We start from the raw sequence: 13,641 nt of genomic DNA, 5'->3' as shown, positions 1-13,641 counted from the left end.
TCGGAGCGGGGACGATGCTGGGCGCGCCGGTGCGGCAGGAACCTCTCGACGGCGTGGCCGTGGGGGTGCCGCGGGCGCGGGAAGACGGCGGAGCGGTCGGTTCAGACGGTGCCGGTGCGCCGCGCGGCGCGGCCCGAGATCTGCACGTGGTCGATGACGCCGGTGGCGGCGTCGCGGTGGAAGCGCCCGCCGGGCTCGTGCTTGCCGGTGGCCGGGTCGACGAGATCGCACGACAGGTCCGGGTAGCAGACCAGGGGCAGCGGCAGGTCACCGTCGACGGACAGCGTGGGGGCACCGTCCGCGGCGAGGGTGATCCGGTACTCGGTGGGGCCGTTGTGGTACACGCCGGCGCACTCGGGGAGGGCGATGGGGTCGCCGCGGTGCGCGGGTGCCGGAGCGGTCGGCACGCGTACGCCGGTGAGCCGGGTGAGGTCGTCGGCGAGGTCCTGCCACAGCGCGGTGGCGCCGCCTGCGTTGCCGGTGAAGGCGACGACCACGCCGCTTTCCGGCTCGGCCCGCAGATGGCAGGAGGTGCCCTGGGCGTTGCCGTCGTGGCCGCACCAGCGGCGGCCGTCCTGGTCGAACAGCGCGACGCCGAGACCCCAGGCGTCCGCCAGGGCACCCGGGAGGGCGCCGGGTTCGGGCTGCCGCATGCGGGCGGCGACGTCGGGCGGGAGCACGGCGGACCGGCCCGCCAGGGCTCTTCCGAGGTCCATCAGGTCCAGTGCGCTTGCCAGCAGGGCTCCGGCCGGTGCCTCCACCGGGGCCAGGTTCTGGTGGGCGGGACGCAGTCGTCCTGTCGCCGTGTTCACGGCGTGTCCTGCCGCGCTCGGACGGGCGGGGACCGGGTCGCCGAGGAAGGCGGGTTCGGTGCCCAGGGGGTCGAGGAGCAGGGCCTGGACGGCTTCCTGCCAGGTCATGCCGGTGACCTGCTCCACGAGCCGGCCGGCGGCTATGTAACCGGCGTTGGAGTAGGAGAACCCGGTGCCGGGCGTGAACAGCGCGTCCCGTGCGGTGCACACGCCCGCCAGATAGCGCGAGACGGTGGTACGGGCCGCGGTGTCAGAGTCCGGGCCTGTCGGAAACCCGGCGGTGTGGCACAGCAGATGACGAACCGTCACCTCCGGTAACTCGCGCAGTTCGGGCAGGTACGAGGCGACGGCGTCGTCCAGGTCGAGGTCGCCGTCGTCGGCCAGGAGGAGGACGGCGGCGGCGGTGTACACCTTGGTGACGGAGCCCAGCGGGACGGCCGTGTCTGCGGTGTACGCGCTGCCGGTGGCGGCGTCGGCCGTGCCGGTGTGGACGCTGATGACTTCCGTACCGGTGTCCACGGCGAGGTGGGCCCCGGGCACCCGGTGGGTGTGGGCGAGGCTGTTGAGCCGGTGCTGCAACTCCTGGCGTAGGAGAGGCGCTTGCCGGTCGATGACCGGTGTGGCGGTGGGATACGGCATGAGAAGGGCACTCCCGTTGGCTGTGGCTCGTGGAAGGTGACACGCCGACCGGCGGGGTGGGCGGAGGTCGGCCGCGCCGCGGTACGGCGGCTAAGGCCTTTTGACCTGGACCGGCAGGTGGCGCACGCCGACGATGACGGCGGGGTTCTGGTACGTGATGTCGTGGTAGGAGGGGATGGCGAGGTCGCTGTAGTCGTCGAGCAGCATGCGCAGCGCGATCCGTGCCTCCAGGCGGGCCAGGGGCGCGCCGAAACAGAAGTGGATGCCGTGCCCGAACGTCAGGTGGTTGTTGGGGCTGCGGTTGATGTCGAGACTGTCGGGTGCGGCGAAGCGGCCGGGGTCGCGGTTGGCGGCACCCAGGTGGGCCATGACGAGGCTGTTGACGGGCAGTTCGTGTCCGTCGAGCACCACGGGCCGGTTGACGCGGCGTCCCAGTTCGGGGAAGGGCGGCAGCAGCCGAAGGATCTCTTCGACGGCCTCCGGCAGTTGGTCGGGCTCGGCACGCAGGGCGGTGAGCGTGCCGGGGTTCTGGTCGAAGGCGACCAGGGCGTTGCCGAGGAGGGCGGTGGTGGTGATGTGTCCCGCGACCAGGAGCAGGGCGACGAAACCGACCATCTCCTGGTCCGTCAGGCGCACTCCGTCCACATCGGCGGCTATGAGCTTGCTGATGAGGTCGTCGGCGGGGTGCGCGCGGCGGTGCCTGATGTGGTCGAGGACGTAGCCGTGCATCTCGCGCACGGTCGGCGCGATGGCTTCGAGGGCGCGCTCCAGGTCGGCGGCGTCGGGCGCGTCGCCGAGCTGGTCGCCGCCGAAGAGGGTGGCGGCCCACTCCTGGAACAGCGGGTGGTCCTCCGCCGGGATGCCGAGCAGTTCGGCGATCACGATGATCGGCAGTGGGTGGGCGAGGGTGTCGACGACGTCGAATCTGTCGTGGTCCGCGACGGTGTCGAGCAGACGTCTGCACACGGCTTCTATGCGCGGTTCGAGGCCGTGCACCACGCGTGGGGTGAACGCCTGGCTCACCAGAGTGCGGAACTTGCGGTGCTCCGGCGGGTCCATACCGACGAAGTTGCCCTGTGTGAAGGCGGCGAAGTCCTCCTGTGTGGGGGCGATCGGGGTCATGTCCGAGGAGTACGTCGCCTGGTCGGCGAGCACGGCGGCGACCCCCTGGTAGTCGACGACCCGCCACACGCCCTGCGCTTCGTCGTGCCGGACCGGACCGGTCTCACGCAGGGACCGCCAGCGGTCGGTGAGGTCGGCGAAGGGTAAATGCGGCTGTGCCGTTTCGTTGCTGGTCACTTCTCTCCCTCGGACGGGGCGCGCGGGCAGGACGGGGCCACGGGCGGACTCTTGCGGAACGGCCGCGTGCGGCGCTTCGGGTGGTGGGCACCGTGCGACCCGGTGCGGGCGAAGTGCCCGCCAGGGCGGGGACAGCGGGGTCCTGGCATGTGTGCCACCGATGCGTCGCGGGCCCGCGCCCGGCGTACGGGCGGTCCTGTCGGCTCGCGCAGCGCGCACGCCCGGGCGGGCGCGGCGCTCAATTTGGTATCGGTGGCGTCCCCTCCGGGACGTACGGCGTTCAGCCCTACGTCACCGGCACCGTGCGGGCCGGCTCAACACGTCCGCCGCAACGCACGTCGGTGCTTCGCCCGTCCCCGAGCATGGGACGGCCCCCTTGGTGCGAACCTTGCCGACATCACAACATCCCCCAGTGAAACGTTCACGCAACCGTTGCGCGTGTACTCCCCATGCACTTACGAACAGGTGGCGGACCCGCAGGGGCCGGACGCCCAGGGACGGGTGGGGCGGTGCACACGTGGGCCGGACGCCGTTCGACACTCTGCCCCATGCGCACTCGAAACCACCTTCGTCCCGGTCGAACTCGGCCACAGTCTTCACGGTGGGTCACCGGATAGCAACCCCCCAAAGTTGAACGGATAGTGCTTCCGCTGCCGCACGCAGTAACCGACGAGTAGCTTCCGCGAGGCTGCAACCTCGTACGACGACCTCGTCCGGGCCTTCGCCTCTCGCGTGTGCCCCGCACCCTCCCGCACAAACGCGCGCCTTTCCAAGACGGCGCGTTCCCTCCTGCGGACAAGTGACCGAAACGGTTCTGACCAGCGATGGAAGCCTGTTCGGAGAGCCGTCGAACACCGGTTGACCGGTTTCCGCCGTTGACTGCCCGGTTTCGGGCGTGCGGCATTGACAGCGGCCCGACAAGTCCGGCGCTACCCCGGGTGCGACGGCCGGGGCCCAGAGCGCCTCCGACCTGCCCCAAGGGGGAGCATTAGGGGGCGCACGATCACACAGCGTGCGCGGGCGCACGCCCCTTACCAAAGTAGCGTTCGCCATGCCAAAGCCGCCCCGAACGCCCGCCCGCATGCGCTGCGCCGCACTCGCTCAAAGGTTCGCGAGCCCGGCTGTTCCCCTCCGCGTATACCGAAACGGCCGGGAATGGCTGCTGTCGTCACCCGGAATCCCTCATTGATCGCCTTCGTCCGAACCGCCGCCGTGTGCCGCGTGACGATCTCGGGTACCCCGCCGGGACGGACCCGCGGCCGCGGACCGGACGGAAGCGGTTGCCAGAGAAGGGAGCTGCCGTGAGCGAGGCGGACGGACTTCGGACCTACCGGGGGAAGCGGCACTTCGACAGGACGAAGGAGCCGAGCGGCGAGCACCCGGGGCAGCACGGGGGCACGTCGGACGCGGGCGACGAGCCCGCCTTCGTGGTGCAGATCCACGACGCGAGCACCATGCACTTCGACTTCCGCCTCGAGGTCGACGGCGTGCTGAAGTCCTGGTCGGTCCCCAAGGGCCCCTCCACCGACCCGCGGGACAAGCGCCTCGCGCTCCCCACCGAGGACCACCCGCTTGCGTACGAGACCTTCGAGGGCGTGATCCCCGAGGGCGAGTACGGCGGGGGCACCGTCATCGTCTGGGACCGCGGCACCTACCGGCCGACCAGCCACGACAAGAAGAACCGCCCGGTGCCGTTCGCGGAGTCCCTGGAGCACGGCCACGCCACGTTCGAACTGCACGGCGAGAAGCTCCGCGGGCAGTACGCGCTTACCCGCTTCCACGGCCGCGAGGAGAAGAGCGGCGGGTCCGCGCGGAAGCCGACGTGGCTGCTCGTGCGGACCAAGTCCGGGGACGGCTCCTCACTCGTACGGAACAAGTCCGGGCACGGCTCCTCCGGCGGCGGCACACCCGATCCGCGGCGAGCCCGCTCCGCGCTCAGCGGCCGCACGCTGCGCCAGGTCGCCGAGACCCCGGACGCCCCGACGTGGGACCCGGACGGCGGCGGGAGCACACCGGGCGGCGGCTCAACGCCACCTACCCGGAGATCGTCGACGCGCTCGCCGCGCAGGACCGCGCCGACGCGTGCCGACGCGGCTGGGAGGGCCTCATCGCCAAACGGACCGACAGCACGTACCAGGCGTGCCGCTCGGACGACTGGCTCAAGCTGCAAAACGAGATGATTCGGGAGCGCACGGGCAGTTGACCAGCCGCGACACGGTGAACGCAACAATGTTGCGTTTGGTACAACAGCCTCATGGTTGCTGAGGCACCGGGTTCGGTGCGCCTTGTCCTGGCGCCGAATGTGGTGCACCTGGAGCCGGAGCCAGCTTTCTTCGCCGCGATGAAGGAGGGCTGGGCCAGACAGCAGTCCGCGCGCTTTCTCCAGGCTTCGACGATCCAGCCCCGCCTGCGATTGATCAACCGCTTGAACAGTTCACCGGGCTGTATCCGTGGCAGTGGACTCCTGCGGATGGCGAGGCGTTCATCGTGCACCTGATCAGCGGGGCCAAGCCGATCCATCTGCACACGGCGGAGTACGAGGGCGACCCCCGGCGTCGGCCGCTCAGCTACGACGAGGTCCAGGCGCTGTTCGACGCATCTGATGCTCGACCGCGCCTCATCCAGGCGCGAGACCGCAAGGGCGTGCTGACCGCGCTGCGCGGTGCCGCGGCCCTCAAGACGGTCTACGCCTACGGCACACGACGCACCGAGTCCTCCAGAATCGACTTGGTGGACCTGCGCCGCCATCGAAAGACGCCGCAGTTCAGGCAGTTCGGCTCCATGGCGGTGCGCTACGGCAAGTCGTCGAAAGGCGCCCCGCCCAAGCGGCGGACTGTGCTCCTGGTGCCGGAGATGGACTGGGTCGTCGACGTCCTGGACGACTGGATGCGCGAGGTCCGGCCGCGGCTGGCGCCCGGGCGGCACCCGGCGCTGTGGGTGACGGAGCGGGCGGGCCGTATGACACCGCGCTCGATCAACGACGCGTTCGTGACAGCCCATGATGCCGCCGGCCTCGATCCAGCGCTCGACCTGCACTGCCTGCGGCACATTGTCTGCGCTTAGTTTCCGTGTGGCGATCGACTCCAACTGTGGTGATGGCCTGGGGGTTTGGGCTTTGCGTTGAGGCGTGTGGTGTTTCTACAGTCGCCACTCATGATCCTGAACTTCTTCTCGCCCCGGGGCTGGCAGTCCTGGGACATCGAGCATCGGCCGCTGATCTCCGAGGGGATGCCCGTGCTCATCGACAACGATCTGCGCTTCGAGGACGGCCCTGCCGCGCCGCGTCCGGCGGCGGTGGTGAACCGGTGGTTGCGTGAACTCCCGTCAGTGGGGCGCCGGCGCCGAGCTCGTGGGAGAACTACGCACGGGTGGTCAAGGAGTGGATGGAGTTCCTGGCCGTACACGGGGCGGGGCTGTTCGACTCCGCGGGTTCGGCTGAAGGCTGCGTTGAGCCGGTACGCCGAGCACCGGGCGGCGGGTCCGTTGAAGGCCCGGTTCGCGGCGACGACGTGGGGCCAGCACATGAGCATCCTGTCGTTGATCTACCGGTGGGTGATGCACGAGGAGTACGCAACGGCCGAGCCGTTCACCTACCGCGCCGCGCGGGCCCTGTTCGCCGGGACCGGCCGGGAGGTGAAGGTGAATTTGGCGGTCCGCCGCACCCCGAAGCCGCACGTGACGATCAAGTACCTGGAGCCGGACTTCACCGAGCTGTTCCGCAAGGGGCTGCGGGGGCTGGCGCCGGACGGCTCGCGGGACACCGGTTTCCACGGGCGGGAGTTGACCCGCAACGGGACGGTCGGGGATCACGCGCTGGCCACCGGGATGCGGCTGCAGGAGTTCACCTATCTGCTGCCTTGGGAGATTTCCGCGCTGCCGCCGGAGCCGACCGCGGCTCCCATTCCGTTCCCGGTGCCGGCCGGGACCACCAAGGGCAAGAAGTTCGCACCACGTGGACTTCTTACGAGGCCCTGGTCGGGCTGCACGATTATGTCGAGCTGGACCGGGCCGCCACGACGGACGGCTCACTCTGGCGGCCGCCACGACGGTGGGGCGAACCGCTGATGGTGACCGAGCCGGACGCCCGGGGAGGGCCGATCAACGGGATCCGGCGGCCCTGGGAGTCACTGACTCCGGCCGAGCGGCGTCGGCTCGTCGCCCCGGAGGGCGGTTCGTGCCTGCTGGCGGTGAAGAACGGCGGCGGCCCGTTCACCGCCTGGGCCACGGTCTTCGAGCGGACATCCGACCGGATCCGGGCTTGCTTCGAACCGCGGTTCCCGCACGTCTGGCCCCACCGATGCCGCCACACCTTCTCCATGAGGACCCTGGAATACCTGGTCACAGGGCATTGTCGGCAGGCCGCGAAGCTCGTGCGGGACACCGATGCCGACGCCGCTCTGGTCTTCTACCTGAGTAAGGCCGACCCACTGCTGGTACTTCGTGATCTTCTAGGACATTCCACCGTCCTGACCACGGAAAAGTACCTCCGGCGCTTGGATACGACGCGCATCTTCCGGGAGGCATACGAGGGGGCCGGCGCCGCGGCCGGACTGACCGACGACGCGGGCGCCGATCGGGAAGCCGCCGCCGAGTTCGACGACGACATCGAGGACGGGACTCTCTGATGCCGACCATGCTGATCGGCCAACCCCTGGGAATCACCTGCGTATTCAGTGACGGAAGCCGTGCGGCGTTCTCGCTGGACGGCCTCTCCTGGGACGCTCCAGGGGCGGGCAGACCAGCAAGATCCGTCTGGCCGCCGACCGCAAGTGTCGCCCGCTGGTGTTCGTGCTGACCGCGGGCCAGGCCGCGGACAGTCCGCAGTTCATCCCGGTGCTGGGAAAGTTACGGGTCCACGGGCCCGTCGGCCGCCCGCGCACCCGGCCCGACGCGGTCGCCGGGGACAAGGCCTACTCGTCCCGCGGCAACCGAGCCCACCTGCGGCAACGCGGCATCAAGGCAGTGATCCCGGAGAAGAAGGACCAGGCCGCCAACCGGAATGAAGAAGGGTTCCCGGGGCGGCCGGCCCGAGCCGGTGTGCGAGTGCGGCGTCCCAGAGTTCGATCTCGGCTGCCAGCAGGCCACCGGTGGCCCTGAGCGCCATGCGGAGCTCCAGCCGACACGTCCGCTACGTCATCGACGAGTGAATACCATGAGTTTCTGATCAATAGCAGGCGCTGCCGGTGGTCTGGCCGGTGAGTTCGCCTGCTACTGACTGGTGGCGGGAGGACGGCGAGCCTTGATGCGAACGGTTCGGGCTGACGGTCACCCAGGACGGCCAGTGTGCCTGGCTGGACCAGCCGACAGAGGCCTGGGACATCTGAACCGGCCCCGCCCATCCGGTTCCCCCGCGGCGGACGGGCGGGGCCCCGCACCCCCTCATCGAAGCTGTCACTCACTGAGTTGGGAGAGCGGAACACCCAGCACGTGAGCTACTCGCACCGCACGCAGCGGGTGTCCGGGCCGCACCGCGCGGGGTGCGTGCCAACTGGTGGGGTGTGGTTCAGATGCTGGGTGACCAGCCGAGGTAAGTGCCTTTGATCCATCCAGGGGAGTCCACCTTTACGGAGCTGGGCTTGCTGAGGGTTTTGCCGAAGCACACAGACCACGAGTTCGCCCCGACCCCCGATGACGCGCACTCCCAAGAGCCCAGGAAACTGCCAGATGTGGCGGTATACAGCTCCACGTATGCGCTGGTGCTGTAGAGCATGGATCGGTTGTTGCGGACGATCACTGCCGCCTGGACGCTGCCTCCGGTTGCTGACCTAATCGCGCAGACCTGTGCGATGACTGAGGTGGCGACGGTTTTGCTGCCGGCACACGCCCACGTGGCGGAGCTGGAAGTGATCGGGTTGGTGTTGCCGTAGGCACGCCAGGTGCCGGCATCCGCGGCGGGGCCGGTCTCGGTGGCGGTGGCGGGGCCGGCGGTTGCCAGGCTCAGTCCGAGGACAGCGGTGATGGCGAGGAGCGAGCCTGCGCCGGTTCGCCTGCCTCGCCTGCCGGCCGTGCCGGTTGTCCTCGTGCGGCTCTTCACTGTGCCGGTGTCGTTCAGTGTCACCATGACAACCACTCCCAGGTTGTTGGGTTTTTGGGGTTACGGGGGCACAACCTCACGTCGTACGGAGGCGACCGCCTCCGGTCGGCCCTGAGCGGTGCCGGCGTTGTTCGCCGCCGCCACTCAACCACGCCTGGGCCTCGCGGCGGAAAGGATTCAAGCCCGTTCAAATCCATCGCGGCGGCTGCTAGCGTCGGCGTGGTGCTCTCTGTGCGTGTGGATGCCGACACCATGGCCAGGACGCGGTGGACCCCTTCCCCCGCAGCGGAGTCCCTGGCGTGGCTGAGACTCACGGCCGCCTCGAAACGGCACCCGGTGTTCGGGGATCCCGGGCCGTTGGCCCGCGCCTGTCTTGCCCATCCGGATGTTGCCCTGCTCGCGGACCTGTTGCCGCGAGCCGGTGACACCTACACGCCTGACCTGCTCACCCCTCAGCCAGGTGCGGACAGGCAGGGTCGTGACCTGCTGGGCGAGCAGATCGCGCAGATCGAGGCCACAGCGCAGGACGCCCTGGAAACCCAGGTCTTCACCTACACCCGGACCCACTGGAACAGGCCGCTGCTGGCCACGACCCGCCGGATCGCCGAGTCGGGGCGGATGCAGCGACGTCTCGCCAACGGTCTCGCCCGGTTCTGGCGCGATGCCCTCGCCGAAAGCTGGCCCGAGTTACGCTCGATCCTCGATCAGGACATCGCCCACCGTGCGACGGCCATCGCCACCCAAGGCATCGGTCGGGCACTCGGAGCACTCCATCCCGACATGGGGTGGGCGGGCGACGCGGTCACCCTCGCCACCTCGTGGGAGGGTGAAATAGATGCCACCGGCCGGGACCTAGTCCTCGCCCCGGGCGTGCTGAACTGGCCCGACGTCATCGTCCAGGTCGACACCCCCGGACAGTTCGTCCTCTACTACCCGGCCCAGCGCATCGGTGCCGGCAGAGGCCACCGGCCTGGAAGAATCGCGCAGGTGGTCGGCGACACCCGAGCGGCGTTGCTGGCGGACCTGGAAACCCCCCGGTCCACCACGGAACTCGCCGCCCGGATCGGATGCGCACCGGGCAACGTCTCCTACCACCTCAGTGCCCTGCACCGCGCACGCCTGGTCACCAAGGTCAGAGACGGCCGCTACGTGCTGTACCAGCGGACCACACATGCGGCAGTTCTGCTGGAAGAAGCCCGCAACTGACATGGTGTCCCGCCCAGCGGAACGTCCGCCACGGCTGGGCCTCCCGCAGCAGCCCGAGCGGCACCGATAGCCACTCCTGGTCCTCCACCACGGACTCGTCACCACGCCGGAAACTCAGCCATACCGGCGCGGCTACCGCTGTACCCATGGACCACCAACCCCGCGCTTCCCGAGACGGCCCCGTCGGCTGTCGAACCACGCCAGCCTCGACCGGCACCGCGATGCGGTCCTATGGAAGCTCGACGGCCTCGACGATGAAGCGCTGCGGCGACCGATGACTCCGTCAGGAACCAATTTGCTGGCCCTGGTGAAGCACTTGGCGACCGTCGAATACGGGTGGTTCTGCACAACGTTCGGACGCGAGACCGAGCCGTTCTGGTTCGATCCCTACACCGAAGACATGAGCGTGGAGCTGCACGAGGCCACCGCAGACATCGTGGAGTTCTACGGCCGTGCCCGAGCCGCCGCCGACAAAGCGATCGACGAACTCCACCTTGATGACCTCGGCACATCCTGGAACGGCGCCACCGTGTCCATGCGTTGGGTGCTGATTCACATGATTGAGGACACCGTGCGACACGCGGGCCACATGGACATCGTGCGAGAGCTTATCGACGGAACAGCCGGCGATCATCCGCGGGACTGATCAGCGGCGAGGGGGTCACGGTGCCCGGGCATCTCTGCCGCTCGACGAAGTCCTGACCGCAGCCGACGACCCCCACTCGGTCCTGGCCCGGCTACGGCGCAGCCCTGCGGCGTACCTGCTGAAGCAGATGGTCCGCCAACCGGACATGCTCAACCACGAAGCCCTGGACGCGCAGCCTCAACGGCAGGCCTCCGCCTACGTCCGCGGCCTGCTGGTGGCCGCCCGTCTCCTGCCGGCCCGCGATGAGAACCTTGCCCTCCTGGGCACCTGGACCGCTCGCACCCTGGCCCGTCTGCCGGCCCAGCATGCCGTGGTGATCCGCCCCTTCGCCGAATGGCACATCATCCGCGACGCCCGCCGGCGCTCGGCCCGCGGCCGCTACACCTACGCCGCCTACAAAGGCGACTGCAGCAACATTCGCGCCGCGATCGACTTTCTTATCTGGCTCGACACCCGCCACCTCACCCGGATCGTCGAGCTGATTGCCGAGCACTTCCACCAGGATGAGAATGGCGCCTCCCTGACCCCCAAAGATCATCCGCTGCTTCTCCCCCCAGTCCTCGCCCGGCTCATCGAGAAGCAACTGGGCCGGGCAGCAGGCCTGCGGACCCAGCCGGGAAGCGGACCCGCCTTCCTCCTGCCAGGCCAGACCCCCGGACGGCCACGCAACCCCCTGGGGCTCGCGGACACAATGCGGCACCACCGCCCGCCCGCGCAGCGGAGAGTGAAGAGGGCCCGTCCGTGCAGTGCGCGGGGCGGCGCAGTGCACGGGCGGGTGCTGAGCAGGTGCGATCAGTCCTGCCGGGTAGCTGGGTGTCAGCCGCGGTGGACGCAGTGCAGTTTGCCGCCGAGGGAGGCCAGGGCCGGTGCCATGGAGCTGAGGGTGTCGACGCGGGTGAACCCGGTCCAGGTGGTGCCGTTGAAGGTCGCCCAGGACAGGGAGTCCGAGTCGGCGCCGCGGACCATGCAGTACAGCTTGCCGTTGTGGACGGCCAGGGCGGGCGTGGTCCGGGTCGATCCGGAGGGGAACTTCTGGAAGGGGCGCCAGGTGGTGCCGCTGAGGGTCGACCAGTACAGCGCCCCGTCGCTGGTGCCGTGGTGGACGGTGTAGAGGGTGTTGTTGAAGACCGCCATCGCTGGGGTGCTGGAGCTGTAGTTGGGCATCGTGATGAAGGTGCTCCAGGTGCGGCCGTCGAAGCTGCCCCAGCTCAGCTCGTTGCCGTCGAGGTAGATGACGGTGCTGCCGAATTGGAAGGGGATGGCCTTGCGGATCATGCAGTAGAGCTTGCCGTTGTGGGCCGCGAGCGCTGGTGTGGACAGGGTGCGTACCTCGGTGGGCAGCGAGGTGAAGGCCGCCCAGGTCTGGCCGTCGAAGTGCGACCAGCTCACCTGAAACCCTGGTGAGCCGTAGTGCGTGTAGGCGGCGTAGAGCTTGTTGTTGTAGGCCGCGAGCGCTGGCCCGTTGGGGCTGTAGGGCACGGTGAGTTTGGTGTAGCGGTTCCAGGAGGTGCCGTCGTGGCGGTTCCAGTACAGGGCTCCTTCGCTGTCGCCGCCGCGGATCATGCCGTACAGCTTGTCGCCGTAGACCGCCACGGCCGGGGCCCCGAGAGTGGAGCCGGTGATGGTGGCGTCCGCGGTCCAGGTGCTGCCCGTGGAGGTGTTGGTCAGGATGCGGGTGTCACCGCGCACGCTGAACTTCAGGTACAGGTGGAAGTGGCCGCCGTCGCCACGGAAGTTCCAGTAGTCCGAAGTGCCGTTCAGCCTGCTCAGGGCGGCGCGGGTGAAGACGAGTTTGCGGTCCTCGACGAGGTCGTCGTCGTTGCGCAGCCAGTCGATCAGGTAGGCGATGAGCTGGGCGACCATGGCGGCGAACTTGATCCAGTCGGCGTGGTTCTCCCAGTGCCCGGAGGGGAACTTTTCAAGGATGTCGAGGAACCTGAACAGTTCGTCGGCGATGATGTGCAGCTTGCGCGCCAGTTCGGCGTAGAAGCCATCAGGGCTGTCATCGGCCTCCCAGCAGGAGATGTGGCAGCCCGTGTGCTTGCTGAGGAGCCCGTCGAACAGCACGGTGCCGCCGTCGAATTCCCTGGTACTGCCTTGGACGACGCTGCCGTACTCACGGGTGCGGTAGGCCCGGTTCTTGCCGGGCTCACTGCTGGAGGCAATCGTCCAGTAGATCTCGTCCCGGGTGCTCTCGTTGGTGTCGTCCTTGCAGTAGAACTTCTCCAGGTCGATGCGGGCGTGGAACGTGGGGCTGGCGGCGGCCTCCTGATCGCCCTGATCGGAGGAGTCCACCACCGTGAGCCCGTACCCGGCCTCCCGCTCGGCCTGGGCGAACTCCTCACTGTCCAGCGGTGTGCCGGAAGCCACGTCCACCACGCGGATGTTCGGCTGCCCGGAGACGTCCTGCGCGGCCGGCAGTTCTTTGAGCAGGTCCGCGAGGGAGAACCCGTCAGCCAGCGTCCGGGCGCTGACTGCCTGCGGGAACATCTCCGGGGCGTGGCGCATCGAGCCCGCCTCCGCGTAGACCCGCCCCATCTCGCGGATCTCGTCCTGGCTGAGCATGTGCGCCAGCGGGGCCAGCAGCATCCCCTCCAGGTCGGTCAGCTCATGACCCGCATCCAGCCGGGCCGCCGCCCGCAGCAGCACCCCGTACAGCAACCGCGTGTCCTTCGGCCCCGCTGCCAGACGCCGGGCCCGGCGGCTGACCGGCTGACCCTGCATCTGCGCACGCAGCCGCTCCACACGCTCACTTTGGGACAGGAAGGCAGGAACCATGCTGAAGCCCCCTTTGGGCATAGGGCGCCCCCAACTCGTCCATAAGGGCGGAGTACGCACTGTGATCCTCCCAACGCGCCTACTCTGCGCAACAGCCTATTTACAGACGGTCCCTGCTTGTTTTTCGCGTGCCCACCGCAACCCTCAAAGCGGCCCTGAGGAAACACAGGCTTCGCGAGGGCGCGTCGGGGAATAGTGAAAGGTCGGAATACCGCTTCTCCACCAGT

The 13,641-nt window shown here is 68.9% G+C and carries 10 protein-coding genes and 2 pseudogenes; 7 read left to right on the top strand and 5 right to left on the bottom strand.

What is annotated here, in order from left to right; translation table 11 throughout:
- Positions 1 to 101: 101 nt before the first annotated feature.
- Both IG78_RS0127045 and IG78_RS0127040 read right to left on the bottom strand, forming a co-directional pair.
- Positions 102 to 1,451 (bottom strand): serine hydrolase domain-containing protein, encoded by a 1,350-nt coding sequence (locus tag IG78_RS0127045; protein WP_030567699.1) that lies wholly within the window; start codon positions 1,449 to 1,451, stop codon positions 102 to 104.
- A 90-nt stretch (positions 1,452 to 1,541) separates the two neighbouring features.
- Positions 1,542 to 2,750 (bottom strand): cytochrome P450, encoded by a 1,209-nt coding sequence (locus IG78_RS0127040; RefSeq protein ID WP_030567697.1) that lies wholly within the window; start codon positions 2,748 to 2,750, stop codon positions 1,542 to 1,544.
- Between the two features lie 1,301 nt (positions 2,751 to 4,051).
- Here IG78_RS0127040 and IG78_RS0127035 point away from each other — a divergent pair.
- The 5 genes and pseudogenes from IG78_RS0127035 to IG78_RS46335 all read left to right on the top strand — a co-directional run.
- Positions 4,052 to 4,726 (top strand): annotated as a pseudogene (locus IG78_RS0127035) (DNA polymerase ligase N-terminal domain-containing protein); the annotation flags it as partial.
- Positions 4,727 to 5,237: 511 nt separating this feature from the next.
- Positions 5,238 to 5,813 (top strand): tyrosine-type recombinase/integrase, encoded by a 576-nt coding sequence (locus tag IG78_RS42725; RefSeq protein WP_051852978.1) that lies wholly within the window; start codon positions 5,238 to 5,240, stop codon positions 5,811 to 5,813.
- A 45-nt stretch (positions 5,814 to 5,858) separates the two neighbouring features.
- A complete protein-coding gene (locus IG78_RS52465; protein WP_318657886.1) occupies positions 5,859 to 6,815 on the top strand; it encodes a hypothetical protein in 957 nt (318 codons plus the stop codon).
- Positions 6,815 to 7,375: a site-specific integrase gene (locus tag IG78_RS52460; protein ID WP_318657885.1), complete on the top strand. Its 561-nt coding sequence runs from the start codon at positions 6,815 to 6,817 to the stop codon at positions 7,373 to 7,375. The genes IG78_RS52465 and IG78_RS52460 overlap by 1 nt, the downstream gene beginning before the upstream one ends.
- Positions 7,376 to 7,460: 85 nt before the next feature.
- Positions 7,461 to 7,779: pseudogene (locus tag IG78_RS46335) on the top strand (transposase); the annotation flags it as partial.
- Between the two features lie 474 nt (positions 7,780 to 8,253).
- Here the strand turns inward: IG78_RS46335 and IG78_RS46330 are convergent.
- Positions 8,254 to 8,811: a hypothetical protein gene (locus IG78_RS46330; RefSeq protein WP_199813310.1), complete on the bottom strand. Its 558-nt coding sequence runs from the start codon at positions 8,809 to 8,811 to the stop codon at positions 8,254 to 8,256.
- Between the two features lie 195 nt (positions 8,812 to 9,006).
- Between IG78_RS46330 and IG78_RS0127010 the strand changes: the two genes are divergently transcribed.
- A complete protein-coding gene (locus tag IG78_RS0127010) occupies positions 9,007 to 9,990 on the top strand; it encodes an ArsR/SmtB family transcription factor (protein ID WP_107055009.1) in 984 nt (327 codons plus the stop codon).
- A gap of 187 nt (positions 9,991 to 10,177) precedes the next feature.
- Positions 10,178 to 10,636 (top strand): DinB family protein, encoded by a 459-nt coding sequence (locus IG78_RS0127005; RefSeq protein ID WP_030567691.1) that lies wholly within the window; start codon positions 10,178 to 10,180, stop codon positions 10,634 to 10,636.
- A 91-nt stretch (positions 10,637 to 10,727) separates the two neighbouring features.
- Here the strand turns inward: IG78_RS0127005 and IG78_RS0127000 are convergent, their stop codons facing one another.
- Both IG78_RS0127000 and IG78_RS44295 read right to left on the bottom strand, forming a co-directional pair.
- Complete coding sequence (locus IG78_RS0127000) at positions 10,728 to 11,219, bottom strand: hypothetical protein (RefSeq protein WP_157855879.1); 492 nt, start codon at positions 11,217 to 11,219, stop codon at positions 10,728 to 10,730.
- A gap of 233 nt (positions 11,220 to 11,452) precedes the next feature.
- Positions 11,453 to 13,414, bottom strand: coding sequence for a Kelch repeat-containing protein (locus tag IG78_RS44295; RefSeq protein ID WP_169749720.1), 1,962 nt, complete (start codon positions 13,412 to 13,414; stop codon positions 11,453 to 11,455).
- Positions 13,415 to 13,641: the final 227 nt, after the last annotated feature.

This window comes from Streptomyces aureocirculatus (genome assembly GCF_000720475.1).
Lineage (GTDB): Bacteria > Actinomycetota > Actinomycetes > Streptomycetales > Streptomycetaceae > Streptomyces > Streptomyces aureocirculatus.
This window is presented reverse-complemented; position numbering and strand designations above follow the sequence as displayed.